This is a genomic window from Pseudarthrobacter sp. NPDC059871 (assembly GCF_042731175.1).
In the GTDB taxonomy this organism is placed as follows: domain Bacteria; phylum Actinomycetota; class Actinomycetes; order Actinomycetales; family Micrococcaceae; genus Arthrobacter.
Window position 1 is genome coordinate 109,777 of the sequence record NZ_JBHWJV010000013.1, and the last position, 15,918, is coordinate 125,694.

Genomic DNA, 15,918 nt, shown 5'->3' on the forward strand with positions numbered 1-15,918 from the left:
GCACCACAAACCAGCTGCCATGGCCCTGATAGCGGGCCCCCGCAAGACCCGGGACTCCTGGAGCCAGCCCCAACCTTGCACAGCCGGTACCCTTAACAGGTGAGTTTGACCATTCCTTCCCCCTTTTCCGGCGCCCCCACCGAAGAACCGGTGTCAGGCCTGCCACGCGAAGCCACGCCCCGTACCTACCAGGTGCGGACCTTCGGCTGCCAGATGAACGTCCACGACTCCGAGCGGATGGCCGGGATGCTCGAGGACGCCGGTTATGTCCCCGCGGACGGTGACCGGGCCGACGTCGTGGTCTTCAACACGTGCGCCGTGCGCGAGAACGCGGACAACAAACTCTACGGAAACCTTGGAATCCTGGCGCCCGTCAAGGCCGCGAACCCGGGGATGCAGATCGCAGTGGGCGGCTGCCTGGCGCAGAAGGACCGCGAAACCATCCTGAAAAAGGCCCCGTGGGTGGATGCCGTTTTTGGTACCCACAACGTCGGTGCACTCCCTGCGCTGCTGGAACGGGCCCGGCACAACAACGAAGCCCAGCTGGAAATCCTGGAATCCCTGGATGTGTTCCCCTCCACACTCCCCACCAAGCGTGACTCCGTCTACGCCGGCTGGGTCTCCATCTCCGTCGGCTGCAACAACACCTGCACGTTCTGCATCGTGCCGGCGCTGCGTGGCAAGGAAAAGGACCGCAGGCCGGGGGACATCCTCGCTGAAATCCAGGCACTTGTGGACGACGGCGCCATTGAGGTCACGCTCCTGGGCCAGAACGTGAACTCGTACGGCGTGGAATTCGGGGACCGCCAGGCGTTCTCAAAGCTCTTGAGGGCCTGTGGCGACATCGGGGGCCTGGAGCGTGTCCGCTTCACCAGCCCGCATCCCGCAGCCTTCACGGACGACGTCATCGACGCCATGGCAGAGACTCCCAACGTCATGCCGCAGCTGCACATGCCCCTGCAGTCCGGATCCGACAGCATCCTGAAGGCCATGAAGCGGTCCTACCGGTCCACGAAGTTCCTGGGCATCCTGGACAAGGTCCGGGAGAAGATCCCGCACGCAGCCATCTCCACCGACATCATCGTCGGGTTCCCCGGCGAAACCGAAGAGGACTTCCAGGCCACGCTGGATGTCGTGGAAAAGTCCCGTTTCGCCACCGCCTTCACCTTCCAGTACTCCAAGCGTCCCGGCACCCCGGCCGCGGACCTGCCGGACCAGCTGCCCAAGGCAGTGGTGCAGGAACGTTTCGAACGCCTGACGGCCCTGCAGGACAGGATCGCCGCGGAAGAGAACAGAAAGCAGCTGGGCCGCCGCGTTGAGGTCATGGTCACCGCGCAGTCAGGGCGGAAGGCAGAAGAAACCCACCGCCTGTCCGGACGTTCACGGGACCAGCGGCTGGTGCACTTCTCCGTCCCGGCCGGCGCTCCGGCACCCCGGCCCGGCGACCTTGTCACCGTCACCATTACGGAGGCCGGCGCCTTCCACCTCATCGCGGATCCCGCGCTGGGGGAGTACAGCCTTCGCCGCTCCCGCGCGGGTGACGCCTGGGACAGGTCCCAGGCGGAATCCTGCGGTGTCCCCGCACCGGGCACCGCAGACGGGCGCAAGGGCGTTTCGCTCGGCATGCCCTCACTGCCCGTGCGCACTTCCTGATCCGTGGGCACCCTGCCCGTCATCGCCGTCGTCGGTCCCACCGGGTCCGGAAAATCCGATCTTGCCGTCAACCTGGCACTCGAGCTGGACGGCGAGGTCATTAACGCCGATGCCATGCAGTTCTATCGCGGCATGGACATCGGAACCGCCAAGATCACCCCGGCCGAGCGCCGGGGCATACCGCACCATCTCCTGGACATCCTCGACGTCACGCAGGAGGCCAGCGTCTCGGACTTCCAGCAGCAGGCACGGCAGCTTGTCGGGGACATCCACGCCCGCGGGAAACGGGCCATCCTGGTGGGCGGCTCCGGCCTTTACGTCCGCGCCGCCCTCGACGTCCTCGAATTTCCCGGGACCGATCCGGAACTGCGCCGCACCCTGGAAGCAGACCTGGCCGCGCACGGTACAGCAGCCCTGCGGGCCCGCCTCCAGGACGTGGACCCGGCTTCGGCCGAACGTTTGAACGATGACCGGCGCATCATCCGCGCCCTGGAAGTCCATCAGCTCACCGGCCGGCCCTTCAGTTCCTTCATGCCCCGGCGGGACTACTTCCAGCCTGCCGTCCAGATCGGCTTGTCCGTTGACCGCGCGGCGCTGCATGATCGGCTGGCCGCCAGGGTGCATGCCATGGTGGACACCGGCTTGCTGGCTGAAGTCCGCCGGCTTGATGGACTGGGACTGCGCACCGGGAAGACCGCCCGCCGTGCCTTGGGCTACTCGCAGTTCCTGCAGGTCCTCGACGGCTCCGCCACGGTAGCCGAGGCTGTTGAAAGCACCGTCGTCGCCACCAGGCAGTTCGCACGCCGCCAGCTGACCTGGTTCCGCGCCGACCCCAGGATCACGTGGATCGACTGGCAGGACCCGGATTTGCAGGCCCGGGCCGCAGGCCTTTGCAGCCGGTAGCCTGACCCCGGCCGGTGCACTCACCCCTTCCGGTTTCCGGGGCCGTTGGGCCTGCCGGTAGGCTTGACGGCATGGATGCAACCCTGACAGAGACCACCGGAACCGCCTTTCAAACGCTGGCAGGGCTGCGCTTCTCCAAGGGGCACGGAACCGGTAACGACTTCGTCCTGGTGGCCGATCCGGAGGGTGCACACACCATCGACGCCGGCCACGTGGCTGCCCTGTGCAACCGGCACCTCGGCATCGGCGGCGATGGCCTGATCCGGGCCGTGCCGTCACGGTTCCTTCCGGAGGGCCGCGAGATCCTCGCGGCCAACCCCGACGCCGAGTGGTTCATGGACTACCGGAACGGCGACGGCTCGCTGTCTGAAATGTGCGGCAACGGCGTCCGTGTATTCGTCCACTTCCTCCGTGCTGAAGGGCTGATCGATCTCCCGGTGGGCGGCGCCCTTGCCATTGGCACCCGCGGCGGCCTGAAGACTGTGGTGCGCACCGCCGACGGCTATGCAGTCGACATGGGACCCTGGGAGTTCATTTTCCCCGGTGAGGCCACGGCCAAAGCCATGGACTCGCTGGTGACCGCCGAAGGCCTGGAGGTCCCGCGCCCGGCCCTGTCAGTCAGCATGGGCAACCCGCATACCGTGGTTGCCCTCGCCGAACTGGCCGAGCTGGAATCAACCCGCCTCTACACCGCCCCTGCCGTGGAACCGGTCCCGGCAAATGGAACCAACGTGGAATTCGTGGTGCCGTCCGAGCCGCTGGTCCTCGATGGCATCGGCTCCGTCACCATGCGGGTCCACGAACGGGGCGTGGGGGAGACACAGTCCTGCGGCACTGGAGCCTGTGCCGCCGCCGTCGCAATCCGCCACTGGGCCGGGGCCGGGGCCCCGGACGCCTGGCGCGTGAACGTTCCGGGCGGAGTGGTGGGCGTCAAGTTCTTCGCAGGCCCCGGCGGCCACGAGCATGTGGAGCTCAGCGGCCCGGCCGTCATTGTGGCGTCGGGGACGCTTTCCTGACTTTCAGTACGCGGAACGATTTCGACGTTGACTCCCGCGTCACTGTGAAAGACGCATCGAGTTCTGCCGCCAGCCAGCGCTGCAGCGAATCCGACCCCAGGTTCTTCTGGACCACCAGGTAGGCCGTTCCTCCCGGTGCCAGCCGCGGCAGCCACAGTTTCAGCAGTGAGTGCAGCTCATCCTTGCCGACCCGGATGGGCGGGTTCGACCAGATGGTGTCGAACCGCACACCGGGATCAACGGCCTCCGGCGTGCTCGCTGCAACATTCGACAGGCCCAGCGCCGCGGCGTTCCCGTTGGTCAGGGCAATGCAACGTTCATTCACGTCCACGGCGTAGACCCGGGCATGGGGTGCCTTCAGCGCCATCGTCAGGGCGATGGGGCCCCAGCCACAGCCGATATCCAGGAGGTTGCCGGTAGCTGAAGGTGCGGGTACCTCCGCCAGCAGCACGGCGGTTCCCTTATCGATTCCGTCCGGGCTGAAGATGCCGTTCGAGGTCTGCAGCGTCCGCGTTTCCCCGGCGAGTTCCACCGTCAGCGGTTTCCGGGTGAAGGGGCCGGCGGGCGATGCGCTGAAATAGTGTGCGGACTCCATAACTGGCCAGAGTAGTTCCCCCCGCAGCGTAATGGGAAACCGCGCCATGGCGCCTCTGTTAGTCTTGAGGGCATGTTCTTGATCTTCGAGTAGCCGGCACGGGCAGTTGCCCGTCCCGCTCCCTTGTCCGCGGTGTCCACTCCCGCCAGCGATTCTGCCCACAGCGACGCAGGCTCTCCGCCTTCCGCTTGTGCACCGGACCAAACTCCACCGTTTGCTCCGGACGCCGGACAACACTCGAAGCCAGATCCGATCCTTGCTTCCTGCCGTTATGCCGGTCCCAACCCGTTCCGCCGCCCTTCCTTCGCGGCGCCCACGCTGCCGTGGCATTGCTGCCCGGCTGTCAGTACAGGAGACTCTGCATGACCGCAGCCCCTCAGCCCAGCGCGAATACTTCACCAGATTCCACCGAACGGCACTATTCTGGAAATGCCGAAACTTCAAAGGAGACCATGACCAGCCAGCCCAACACCGGATCCGATCCAGCGTCCCAGGATATGAGCCCTGCGGAGATCCAAGCTGTTATCGACAGGATCCTCGCCAAGGACGTACCGGCCAGCTCCAGGACGTCCGGCGGTGCCGGCGACGCGAAGGCGGTCCTCGGCAAGGCCCAGGCCATCTCCCACCTGGACGACGAGCACTCCGAATACGACGGCGACCAGCAGGACCTCGAAGAGCGGCGCGCCCTGCGCCGCACAGCGGGCCTTTCCACCGAGCTCGAAGACGTTACCGAGGTCGAATACCGCCAGCTGCGGCTGGAGCGCGTGGTCCTTGCCGGACTGTGGTCCGAAGGCACCCTGGCCGACGCCGAGAACTCCCTGCGGGAACTCGCGGCCCTGGCCGAGACCGCCGGCTCGGAAGTGCTGGACGGCCTCGTGCAGCGCCGTGCCAAGCCGGACCCCGGCACGTTCCTGGGCTCGGGCAAGGCGCAGGAGCTCAAGGACATTGTCATGTCCACGGGAGCGGACACGGTGGTGGTCGATGCTGAACTGGCCCCGTCCCAGCGGCGTGGGCTGGAAGACATCGTCAAGGTCAAGGTCATCGACCGCACCGGGCTCATCCTCGATATCTTCGCGCAGCATGCCAAGAGCCGCGAAGGCAAGGCCCAGGTTGAGCTGGCGCAGCTCGAGTACCTGCTCCCGCGCCTGCGCGGCTGGGGCGACTCGATGTCCCGCCAGGCAGGCGGCCAGGTGGGCGGCGCCGCCGCAGGTATGGGTTCGCGCGGTCCCGGTGAGACGAAGATCGAACTGGACCGCCGCCGCATCCGTACGCGGATGGCCAAGCTGCGGCGCGAAATCGCCGCGATGAAGCCTGCCCGGGAAACCAAGCGCGCCAACCGCCGTCGTAATGAAGTGCCGTCCGTAGCAATTGCGGGCTACACGAACGCCGGAAAGTCGTCCCTGCTGAACCGGCTGACCGATGCCGGGGTGCTGGTGGAGAACGCCCTGTTCGCCACATTGGACCCCACCATCCGCAAAGCCGAGACCTCTGACGGCCTGGGTTACACGCTGGCCGACACCGTGGGCTTCGTCCGGTCCCTCCCCACCCAGCTGGTGGAGGCCTTCCGGTCCACGTTGGAGGAAGTGGCCGACTCCGACCTCATCCTGCATGTGGTGGATGCGTCCCACCCGGATCCTGAAGGCCAGATCGCCGCTGTGCGGAAAGTCTTCGGCGAGGTTGACGCCCGCAAGATCCCGGAGATCATCGTCCTGAACAAGGCCGACGCCGCAGATCCCTTCGTGGTGGAACGGCTGAAGCAGCGTGAACCGCGCCACGTGGTGGTTTCGGCGCGCACCGGTGAGGGAATCGCAGAACTGCTGAAGACCATCAGCGATTCGATTCCGCGTCCGGGCGTCCAACTGGAGCTCCTTATCCCGTACAACCGCGGCGACCTGATCAGCAAGCTGCACGACTCCGACGCGGAGATCATCAGCATGGACCATGTCGAGGCCGGAACCCGGGCGGTGGTGAAGGTCCGTGAGGGCCTGGCGGCCGAACTGGAATCCTTCGCCGTCAATGCCTGAGGCTGTGGCAACTGAATCCAAGGAAACGGCCGGCGGGCAGCTCGTCATCGAGCTGCTCGACCGGGCCGTTTCCGCCATGGGCGGCCAAAGCCGCTCCGGGCAGCATGAGATGGCGCGGCAGGTGGCCCAGGCCATCGAAACCGGAAACCACCTGCTGGTGCAGGCCGGGACCGGTACCGGAAAGTCGCTGGCATACCTGATCCCGCTGATCGCCCATGCTCTTGAGAGCAACAAGCCGGCGCTGGTGTCCACGGCCACCCTCGCCCTGCAGACGCAGATTGTTGGCAGGGACCTGCCGCGGCTCCTCAAGGCCATCACCCCGGCCCTCGACCGGCCCGTCAAGGTGGCGCTGGTCAAGGGCCGGTCCAATTACGTGTGCCGGCACAAGCTGGAAGGCGGGTTCCCCTCAGAGGAACCCTCGGAGGGGCAGCTCTTCTCCCTCGGTGAGGACACCAGCGTGCCGCACTTCGCCGCAGCTGCCGGCGGGCCGCAGTCCCAGCTTGGAAAGGAAGTGGTCCGGCTCCGGGAATGGGCGGAAAAGACGTCCACCGGAGACCGGGACGAGCTCCTGCCCGGCGTGACGGACCGTGCCTGGAAGCAGGTTTCGGTGACGTCCATGGAGTGCCTGGGCTCCCAGAAGTGCCCCCTGGCCGAGGAATGCTTCAGCGAGCTGGCCCGCCAGGACGCTGCCGAGGCCGACGTCGTGGTGACCAACCATGCCATGCTCGCAGTCAGCGCGTTCGAGGGACTCGCGGTGCTGCCGGAGTACGACGTTGTGGTGGTGGATGAGGCCCACGAGCTGCAGGACCGGGTTACCGGTGCAGTGTCCGGCCAGCTCTCCGTCGCCATGGTCCACGCCGCTGCCTCAGGCGCCCGCAAGCACACAGCGATCACCGTGGACGCGCTCAACGCTGCCGCGGCGAACCTGGAGTTGGCCCTTGCCGGCGTGCCAAGCGGGCTGCTTCCCAACGGACTGAACGATGAGCAGCTCGACTGCGTGGACCAGCTGCGCGAGGCCTGCAGGGCGGCGCTGTCCGACTCCAAGGGAGACAGCAGCAACACGGCCGACGGCGGCAGGCAGCTTGCGCGTTCACGCCTGATGCTCATCCTCGAACTGTCCGAACGGCTTTTGGCGGCAAGGGAGAACCGCGAGGTCGTATGGATTTCGCGCGCCGGAACCTTCGACCCCGGCCAGGGCTACTCACAACCTGACGACAACGCCCCTGCGCTGGTCAACATCGCGCCGCTGTCCGTGGCCGGGAGGCTTCGTGAGGGGCTCTTCGCCGGGCATACAGTGGTCCTGACGTCCGCAACCCTGGCCATCGGTTCTGCCTTCGAGCCCGCAGCCGGGGGATTGGGCCTGGTGGGCGAAGGGGCGCCGGCCTGGACCGGGATCGACGTCGGCTCGCCGTTCGACTATCCCAAGCAGGGCATCCTGTACGTGGCCGGGCACCTGCCCAAGCCGGGCCGGGGTGCGTCGCCGGAATCACTTGCAGAGCTGGAGGCACTGATCCGCGCCTCGAACGGCGGGGCGCTGTGCCTGTTCTCCTCACGGCGGGCGGCCGAAGAGGCAGCCGAAGCCCTCCGGCCCAAGCTGGGCATGACGGTCCTGTGCCAGGGCGACTCCACCATGACGGCCCTCGTCAAGCAGTTCGCCGACGAACCGGATACGTGCCTGTTCGGCACCATGTCGCTCTGGCAGGGCGTCGACGTCCCAGGGGTTTCCTGCCGCCTGGTGGTCATCGACCGGATCCCCTTCCCCCGCCCGGACGACCCCCTCATGACCGCCCGCTCCCGGGCCGTGGCACAGGCCGGCGGCAACGGCTTCATGTCCGTCTCAGCCACGCATGCCGCCATCCGGCTGGCCCAGGGCGCCGGCAGGCTGATCCGCTCCACCGGCGACAAAGGCGTAGTGGCGGTCCTCGATTCCCGGCTGGCCACGGAACGCTACGCCGGGTTCCTGCGCGGCGCCCTGCCGCCCTTCTGGGCCACCACGGACCGCACGACGGCGATCGCGGCCTTGGAGAGGCTGGCCGGGGAAACGCTTTAGGCACCCCCTGGAATGCCGATAAGGAAGGCGCCGTTCCCCGGAACGGCGCCTTCCTTATCGGCTGGACTCCTGCGGCCAGCTGTTGACCGGCGGCCCCGCTACAGCGAGCGGAGGACCGAAACCACCTTGCCCATGATGGTGGCATGGTCGCCAAGGATCGGTTCGTACTGCGTGTTCTGGGGCAGCAGCCACGTGTGGCCGTCCCGCTGGCGGAACGTCTTGACCGTGGCTTCGTCGTCCAGGAGCGCTGCAACAATGTCGCCGTTCGCGGCATCGGCCTGGCGCCGGACCACCACCCAGTCACCGTCGCAGATAGCGGCGTCCACCATGGAATCACCGGCCACCTTCAGCATGAACAGTTCGCCCTGGCCGACCAGCTGGCGCGGGAGCGGCATAACGTCTTCCACCACCTGGTCCGCGAGGATGGGGCCGCCGGCGGCGATGCGGCCGACGAGGGGCACCATGGCCGTGTCCAGCGCGGTGGGCAACTCCGTGACGGACGCCGTGATGCCCGTGGAGGCTGCAGCCGCGGGTTCCGCTGCCTGCCTGCCTCCCTTGCCGGCCGTCCCGCCGTCGAGGGTCAGCGGCATCAGGACTTCCATGGCCCGGGGCCGCTTCGGATCACGCCGCAGGTAGCCCAGCTTTTCCAGCTGCGAGAGCTGGTGGGTGACGCTCGAGAGGCTGGCCAGCCCTACGGTGTCACCGATCTCGCGCATGGACGGCGGGTAGCCGTTGACGTTGACCGAACGCTGGATGGTTTCGAGGATTTTCTTCTGCCGCGGCGTCAAGCCCTTGGCTGTCCTTTTCGGCTGCGAGGTCGCCCTGCCCCCCGTGGCTGCTGCTGCCATGTTCGCCGTTGCCTTTCGGTTGCCACCGGGCGTTCAACTGCACCGGACTTAGTGTTCCCGCCGTCAATGTCAGACCCTGCTGATCAACTTCAGGAGTGGATGTTCCTGCCTCCAAACGTAGGTCAGCCACATAGCTTTTTCAAACATTTGTTCTAGCGAGTCTCGACATTGTTCGTCCATAGGTGCTAAAACTGAATCAAGCAGTATTCGAATATGTGTTCTAACCGCGCCAGTAGCCGTTCGAACACGGAGCCGGTCAGGCAGCACCATGGGGCGGCACCAGCAGGCAACACCAACAGACGCAGTACGGTCCAGGAGGGCTAAGGTCATGTCAGCTACATCCGCTTTCAGGTCACACGGTTTCGACGTTCACGGCAACGGTGCCCGGGCTCAGCAGGCGGCGCGGGAAGGCCAGGTGCCGGTCCAGCGGAACTCTGCCAGTGGACGCCGCGGCCAGGCGCCGCTGCCACCACTGCGCCTCACGCGGCGGGGCAAGGTGGTCCTGATCGGGATTCCCCTGGTGCTGCTGGCGGCGCTCCTGCTGTCACTTGCCGGCTTCTTCAACTCCCCGGCCAAGGCCTCCGACTCCGCAGCGGACCTCACCGTGACCCCCACCGTCACGGTCACCGTGCAGCCGGGTGAGTCCCTGTGGGGGATCGCCTCCCACCTCGCGCCGGAGCGGGACGCCAGGGACGTCGTGGCAGATATCGTGCAGCTCAACAACCTGTCCGCCGGGAAGATTCTCCCAGGACAGCAGCTGTACATCCCCACGCGCTAAGCATTGTGCGCGGCACGTCTCCCCGGCTGAATCGAAGCACCGGAACAGCGGGTGTGCCGCCCGGAGCAGACCCTGCATGGGCGGGCGCGGGCCGTCACATTTTCGAGCGACCGCACCTCCCACTAAACTGTTCAGGTGAATGACCAGCTTGAACGCCTGAACCGGCTTCCCCTCCGCAGCAACCTCCGGGGCCTCACGCCCTACGGTGCCCCGCAGCTGGATGTCCCCATCCTCCTCAACGTCAACGAGAACACCCATGGTGTCCCGGCCGACGTCACAGCCGCCATCACGGCGGCCGTCGCGGCGGCAGCCGCCGGCCTAAACCGCTACCCGGACCGGGAATTCACTGAGCTCCGCAAGGCCCTCGCCGAGTACCTGGGCCACGGCCTGGACGAGGCCAACGTGTGGGCAGCAAACGGCTCCAACGAAGTGCTCCAGCAGATCCTTCAGGCATTCGGCGGTCCGGGCCGCACGGCGCTGGGCTTCCCGCCCACGTACTCCATGTACCCCCTGTTGGCCAGCGGCACGGACACCGGATACATCAAGGGCGAGCGTGAGGACGGGTACGGCCTCAGCGCCGAATCGGCCGCCCGCCAGGTCCGCGAACTGAAGCCCAACATCGTCTTCCTGTGCTCACCGAACAACCCCACCGGCACCGGCCTCGGCCTGGACGTGGTGGAAGCGGTCTACGAAGCCGGCGCCGAAAGCCAGGCCATCGTGATCGTGGATGAGGCCTACCACGAGTTTGCCCACGACGGCACGCCCAGCGCCCTGACGCTGCTGCCCGGGCGGGAGCGGCTGATCGTTTCCCGCACCATGAGCAAGGCATTCGCGCTTGCCGGCGCCCGGCTCGGATACATGGCAGCCGCCCCGGAAGTAACCGATGCCCTGCGCCTGGTCCGGCTCCCGTACCACCTGTCGGCCATCACCCAGGCAACCGCCCTGGCGGCCCTCCAGCACCGCGAAGCCCTCATGGCTGACGTCGAGGACATCAAGAAGCAGCGCGACCGCATCGTGTCCGAGCTGACCCGCATGGGCCTCAAGCCGGCTGCGTCCGACTCCAACTACGTTTTCTTCGGCGGACTGGAGAATCCGCACCAGGTCTGGCAGGAGCTGCTGGACGCGGGTGTGCTGATCCGCGACGTCGGCATCCCGGGGCACCTGCGGGTCACTGCGGGCACTGAGACGGAAACCACAGCCTTCCTCACCGCCCTGGAAAGCATCCTTGCCAGCCAGCCGGCCCTTCCCGCCTAGACTTGAAGAACCGGCGCTGGACGCCCTGACCACCCCTTCCTGCCACAAAGGACACCTGACCATGACTTCCACCGGACCGAACGCGGCCGCAGCCCGGACCGCACGCATGGAGCGTGCCACCAGCGAGTCGTCCGTGCTCGTGGAAATCAATCTGGACGGTACCGGCGTCTCGGACATCGACACTTCCGTGCCGTTCTACGACCATATGCTCACGGCACTGTGCAAGCACTCGCTGATCGACATGACGGTCAAAGCCACCGGCGACACCCACATCGATGTCCACCACACCGTGGAGGACGTTGCCATCACCTTCGGCGAGGTGCTGCGGACAGCCCTGGGCAACAAGGCCGGCATCCGCCGGTTCGGGGAAGCCACCGTACCGCTGGACGAGGCCCTGGCCAACGCCGTCGTTGACGTCTCCGGCCGCCCCTACCTGGTGCACGGCGGAGAGCCCGCAGGCCAGGAATACCACCTGATCGGCGGCCACTTCACCGGCTCCCTCACCCGCCACGTCTTTGAGGCCATCACCCTGCACGCCGGGATCTGCCTGCACATGAACGTCATCGCCGGACGGGACCCCCACCACATTGTGGAAGCCCAGTTCAAGGCATTCGCCCGTGCCCTGCGTGCAGCCGTCGAACCCGATCCCCGGGTTGAGGGCATTCCGTCCACCAAGGGTGCCCTGTGAGCGGCCAGATCCTGAAGGACGGTGCCATCATCGACCCGTCCGCATCACGCAAGCTTTCATCCCCGGAGGGCAAGCCCACCGTGACGGTGCTGGACTACGGATCCGGCAACGTCCGCTCCGCCGTGCGCGCCCTCGAGCGGGCCGGCGCAGAGGTCATCCTCAGCGCCAAGCCCGAGGATGTGCTGAACGCTGACGGCCTGGTGGTTCCCGGCGTCGGCGCCTTCGAGACGGTCATGCGAGAGCTCAAAGCCGTGGATGGCATCCGGCTCATCGGCCGCCGGGTGGCCGGCGGACGCCCCGTCCTGGGGATCTGCGTGGGGCTCCAGGTACTTTTCGAGGCCGGCGTCGAGCATGGCACCGAGGCTGAGGGCATCGGCGAATGGCCCGGAAAAGTCGAGCTGCTGCCCGCCGACGTCGTACCGCACATGGGCTGGAACACCGTCAAGGTGCCGGATGGTTCAAAGCTCTTCGCCGGGGTAGAAGGCGAGCGGTTCTACTTCGTCCACTCCTACGGCGTGCAGGAATGGAACTTCGACGTCATCCAGCCGCTGATGGCCCCTCCACTGGTGACGTGGTCCGAACACGGCGCACCCTTTATCGCCGCCGTCGAAAACGGGCCGCTCTGCGCCACGCAGTTCCACCCTGAGAAGTCAGGCGATGCCGGTGCCCGGCTGCTGCGCAACTGGGTGGACGCGCTGCGCCGGCCCACGGAAACGGACAGCGGCGACCCTACTGGCGGCGCCTGAATGTGGTCCATCGTCCTGATGGGACTGGCCGGCCTCCTGGTAGGCGGTGCCCTGTCCTTCCGGCAGCAACACAAGCCCCTGTGGACCCAGGTTTCGTTCTACGTCCTGGCAGCCATGTCCCTGCTCGCCGCTTACCTGCTGACCCTCAGCTGACCGGCAGCCTGGCCACCGGGGCCCGCCACTGACGCTCCCCGGCTCTGTGCCGGCAGCCAGACACCCCACCCACAACACCAAGGATGAAGATGACCACCGCAAACGATCTGCCGGTACTTGAACTGCTGCCCGCCGTCGACGTCGTCAACGGCCAGGCCGTGCGGCTGGTCCAGGGTGAAGCCGGCAGCGAAACCAGCTACGGAACCCCGCTGGAGGCTGCGCTGAACTGGCAGCAGCAGGGCGCCGAATGGGTGCACCTCGTGGACCTGGACGCCGCCTTCGGCCGCGGCTCCAACGCCGAACTCCTCCGCGAGGTGGTAGGGCAGCTGGACATCAAGGTGGAACTCTCCGGCGGACTCCGGGACGACGAAACCCTCGAAGCTGCCCTTGGCCTCGGCGTCGCACGCGTTAACCTCGGCACCGCGGCGCTGGAAAACCCCGAATGGACGCGCCGCGCCATCGAGCGCTTCGGCGACAGGATCGCCGTCGGACTCGACGTCCGCGGGACCACCCTGGCCGGCCGGGGCTGGACCAAGGAAGGCGGGGACCTCTGGGACGTCCTGGCCCGCCTCGAGGATGCGGGCTGCTCGCGCTACGTGGTCACGGACGTGACCAAGGACGGCACCCTGCAGGGGCCCAACGTTGAACTGCTGCGCCAGATGGTGGAAAAGACCGGCAAGCCCGTCATCGCCTCCGGCGGCATCTCCAGCCTCGATGACCTCAAGGTCCTGCGTTCCCTGGTGCCGCTGGGCGTTGAAGGTGCCATCGTGGGCAAGGCCCTCTACGCCGGCGCCTTCACCCTGCCCGAAGCGCTCGACGTGGCCGGCCGCCGCTAGGCCGCCGGAAGCCGACGCGATGGCCAGCAACGACTCAGGCACTCCCGCACCCCGCCACCTTCCCGGGCACATCGCCTCGGCGCTGGCAGGAGCCGGCGGCGCGACCGACTCAGCAGGCCAGCCCTGGGCGGGCCGCAGCCTCGCCGGCGATGACGCGAAGATCCACAATTTCGAGGACGACGACGGTACGGCCAACGCTGGCTACCGCGCCGCCGTCGCGGGGTTGCGTGGGGGAACCGGCGACGAAGCTGCCGTCGTGGCGTCCCTGGCGACAGCACGGGTGTTCATCCCCATCGTGGCCCAGCTGGCAGAAGAGGTGGAGTCTGAACACGGCCTGCATGCCGACAAACAGGCAGACATGGCGCTGGTCACGCTCAAGGCCGCTGACGGCAGGACCGCGCTGCCGGCCTTCACATCAACGGAGGCACTAAGCGCCTGGCACCCCGGTGCCCGCCCGGTAGCCGTCTACGCTGCACGCGCTGCGCTGTCCGCCGTCGCGGAGGGTGCGGAACTCATGGTCCTGGACCCGGGCGCAGATGTCACGTTCGTGGTCCGCCGGCCGGCCGTGTGGGCACTGGCGCAGCAGAAGCCCTGGCTGCCTTCCTACTCCGACGAAGAACTTGCAGCCGAGATGGGTGCCGCCGCCGCTGCGTTCCCCGCTGTCCGCCGGATCGAGCTCCTGCCCGGCAGGGGAGTGGCAGCCCGCGCCGCCGACGGGACCGTACTGCCGGGCGGCGGCGCCGGACCCGAACTTCAAGTGGTGCTCTACCTCGAGGACGGGCTGGACGCCGCAGCCGTACAGCGCCTGGTGGCCGCGCTGCAGGCCGAGTGGTCCCGGAATGTATTGTTTGGGGAGCGGGTCGATTCGCTCGAGGTCAAACTTCGGCGCGCCACAGGCTAGTTGTCAGGAGCGGGGCTGCCCCGGGTTCCTGAGGCATACGTAAGGAACCGTTTTCGTGAACTTCGCGCTGTACCGGGAGCTGCTGGCCGTCCGGCCTATCCGGAGGCTCTTGCTGGTGGGCATGGTTGCCCGCATCCCACACTCCGCGGCGGGCGTGCTGCTGACCCTCCACATCGTCCTCACCCTGGGGCAGGGATACGCCGCTGCCGGTGCCGCTGCCGCCGTGATGACGATCGGCATTGCCGTTGGTGCCCCCTGGCGCGGGCGCCGGGTGGACACCGTCGGCCTCCGCCGTGCACTGGTCCCATCCGTGATTTCCGAAGCGGTCATCTGGTCCATCGTCCCGCATGTGTCCTACCAGTGGCTCCTGCCGCTGGTGTTCGTTGGCGGCCTGCTGACCCTGCCCATCTTCAGTGTGGTGCGCCAGTCCCTGGGTGTCCTGGCCGACGGCAAGCAGAGGCGCACCGCTTTTGCCCTAGATGCCATCAGCACCGAGATGGTGTTCATGATCGGTCCCGCTGCCGGCGCCGTGGTGGCAACGAGCGGGCATACGACGGCGGGTCTCACCGTGGTGGGCCTGTCCACTTCCCTGGCGGGGCTGTTCCTGATCTGGTTCAACCCTCCCACCCGCAGCCCGGACCAAACCGGGGAGTGCATCGAGGACGAGCAGCACGCGGCTGAAGTCGCCGTGGTCTCGGCTGCACCCGCCCACCTGCAGGAAGCGGCGGCGGACCTGCTGCCCGCCGGGGCGGAGCGTGCCCCGGGTGTCAGGGGCAGGGTGGCGCACAGCTTCGCCTGGTTCACACCTGCGGTGGGTGCGGTCTTCGCCGTTGCGGCGGGTGCCGGCATGGTTCTGAGCGGCAGTGACGTTGGCATCGTGGCGGCCCTGGAGATCGGCGGGCACCAGGGCGAGATCGGGATTGTGTTCCTCTTCTGGTGTGCGGCATCCGTGGTGGGCGGCCTGGTCTACGGCGCCATGCACCGGCCTGTGCCGCCCATCCTGCTGCTGTTGGGCATGGCCGCGTTCACCATTCCGATGGGTTTCGCATCCGGGACCTGGACGCTCGCCCTGTTGTCCATCCTGCCCGGGCTCCTGTGCGCACCGGTGCTGTCCGCTGCCTCGGAGAAGGTGGCCGACCTTGTGTCCGAAGAGCGCCGCGGCGAAGCGATGGGTTGGTATGGCTCGGCGCTGACCGCAGGGGTGGCCCTGGGTTCACCATTGGCGGGTGTCTTCATTGACGGCACTGGCCCCTCCGGCGGTTTTGTGTCCGTTGGGGTGGCCGGTGTCATCCTGTGCCTCGCGGGACTGCTCCTGCAGCAGCGCCGGCGGCGCCAGGTGAAGGCCTGACCGGACAACCCGGCTGGCGCGTTGGGGCCGGCAGGCAATGGCCACATGATTTCGAAGGCCCGCCCACCTGCCCAACGTCCTGCGGCGCAGGTTCTTAAAGCGCGACGGCGGGGCGACCCCTCAAA

The 15,918-nt window shown here is 67.3% G+C and carries 15 protein-coding genes; 13 read left to right on the top strand and 2 right to left on the bottom strand.

The window, feature by feature from the left end; translation table 11 throughout:
* Window positions 1-99 precede the first annotated feature (99 nt).
* The 3 genes from miaB (at window position 100) to dapF (ending at window position 3,572) form a co-directional block, all read left to right on the top strand.
* Entirely contained in the window at window positions 100-1,653 is a 1,554-nt protein-coding gene (miaB, locus tag ACFV4R_RS17430) for a tRNA (N6-isopentenyl adenosine(37)-C2)-methylthiotransferase MiaB (protein ID WP_377203728.1), read from the top strand.
* Window positions 1,654-1,656: 3 nt separating this feature from the next.
* Window positions 1,657-2,556, top strand: a complete 900-nt coding sequence (miaA, locus tag ACFV4R_RS17435) for a tRNA (adenosine(37)-N6)-dimethylallyltransferase MiaA (RefSeq protein WP_377203729.1) — start codon at window positions 1,657-1,659, stop codon at window positions 2,554-2,556.
* Between the two features lie 71 nt (window positions 2,557-2,627).
* On the top strand, window positions 2,628-3,572 hold the full coding sequence (dapF, locus tag ACFV4R_RS17440; protein ID WP_377203730.1) for a diaminopimelate epimerase: 945 nt from the start codon (window positions 2,628-2,630) through the stop codon (window positions 3,570-3,572).
* On the opposite strand, the gene ACFV4R_RS17445 is transcribed toward dapF, so the two are convergent.
* Entirely contained in the window at window positions 3,544-4,167 is a 624-nt protein-coding gene (locus tag ACFV4R_RS17445; protein ID WP_377203731.1) for a class I SAM-dependent methyltransferase, read from the bottom strand. The two genes, dapF and ACFV4R_RS17445, sit on opposite strands and share 29 nt — an antisense overlap.
* A 452-nt stretch (window positions 4,168-4,619) precedes the next feature.
* On the opposite strand from ACFV4R_RS17445, the gene hflX reads away from it, so the two are divergent.
* On the top strand, window positions 4,620-6,191 hold the full coding sequence (gene hflX, locus ACFV4R_RS17450) for a GTPase HflX (RefSeq protein WP_377203732.1): 1,572 nt from the start codon (window positions 4,620-4,622) through the stop codon (window positions 6,189-6,191).
* Window positions 6,184-8,241 (top strand): ATP-dependent DNA helicase, encoded by a 2,058-nt coding sequence (locus tag ACFV4R_RS17455; RefSeq protein ID WP_377203733.1) that lies wholly within the window; start codon window positions 6,184-6,186, stop codon window positions 8,239-8,241. Before hflX ends, ACFV4R_RS17455 begins: the two co-directional genes overlap by 8 nt.
* A gap of 98 nt (window positions 8,242-8,339) precedes the next feature.
* Here ACFV4R_RS17455 and lexA read toward each other — a convergent pair whose 3' ends face one another.
* Window positions 8,340-9,089 carry a transcriptional repressor LexA gene (gene lexA, locus ACFV4R_RS17460; protein WP_377203734.1) on the bottom strand — a complete coding sequence of 250 codons (750 nt, stop codon included), beginning with the start codon at window positions 9,087-9,089 and terminating at the stop codon, window positions 8,340-8,342.
* A gap of 328 nt (window positions 9,090-9,417) precedes the next feature.
* On the opposite strand from lexA, the gene ACFV4R_RS17465 reads away from it, so the two are divergent.
* The 8 genes from ACFV4R_RS17465 (at window position 9,418) to ACFV4R_RS17500 (ending at window position 15,793) form a co-directional block, all read left to right on the top strand.
* On the top strand, window positions 9,418-9,867 hold the full coding sequence (locus ACFV4R_RS17465; RefSeq protein WP_377203735.1) for a LysM peptidoglycan-binding domain-containing protein: 450 nt from the start codon (window positions 9,418-9,420) through the stop codon (window positions 9,865-9,867).
* A gap of 135 nt (window positions 9,868-10,002) precedes the next feature.
* On the top strand, window positions 10,003-11,121 hold the full coding sequence (locus ACFV4R_RS17470; protein WP_377203736.1) for a histidinol-phosphate transaminase: 1,119 nt from the start codon (window positions 10,003-10,005) through the stop codon (window positions 11,119-11,121).
* A gap of 61 nt (window positions 11,122-11,182) precedes the next feature.
* Window positions 11,183-11,809 carry an imidazoleglycerol-phosphate dehydratase HisB gene (gene hisB / locus ACFV4R_RS17475; protein WP_314215895.1) on the top strand — a complete coding sequence of 209 codons (627 nt, stop codon included), beginning with the start codon at window positions 11,183-11,185 and terminating at the stop codon, window positions 11,807-11,809.
* Window positions 11,806-12,555, top strand: a complete 750-nt coding sequence (gene hisH, locus ACFV4R_RS17480) for an imidazole glycerol phosphate synthase subunit HisH (RefSeq protein ID WP_377203737.1) — start codon at window positions 11,806-11,808, stop codon at window positions 12,553-12,555. The genes hisB and hisH overlap by 4 nt, the downstream gene beginning before the upstream one ends.
* Window positions 12,556-12,708 (top strand): hypothetical protein, encoded by a 153-nt coding sequence (locus ACFV4R_RS17485; protein WP_015936686.1) that lies wholly within the window; start codon window positions 12,556-12,558, stop codon window positions 12,706-12,708.
* Between the two features lie 89 nt (window positions 12,709-12,797).
* Window positions 12,798-13,544 (top strand): bifunctional 1-(5-phosphoribosyl)-5-((5-phosphoribosylamino)methylideneamino)imidazole-4-carboxamide isomerase/phosphoribosylanthranilate isomerase PriA, encoded by a 747-nt coding sequence (gene priA / locus ACFV4R_RS17490; RefSeq protein WP_091719349.1) that lies wholly within the window; start codon window positions 12,798-12,800, stop codon window positions 13,542-13,544.
* Window positions 13,545-13,563: 19 nt separating this feature from the next.
* Window positions 13,564-14,445 carry an SseB family protein gene (locus ACFV4R_RS17495; protein WP_377203738.1) on the top strand — a complete coding sequence of 294 codons (882 nt, stop codon included), beginning with the start codon at window positions 13,564-13,566 and terminating at the stop codon, window positions 14,443-14,445.
* 55 nt (window positions 14,446-14,500) lie between these two features.
* Entirely contained in the window at window positions 14,501-15,793 is a 1,293-nt protein-coding gene (locus ACFV4R_RS17500) for an MFS transporter (RefSeq protein ID WP_377203739.1), read from the top strand.
* Window positions 15,794-15,918 lie beyond the last annotated feature (125 nt).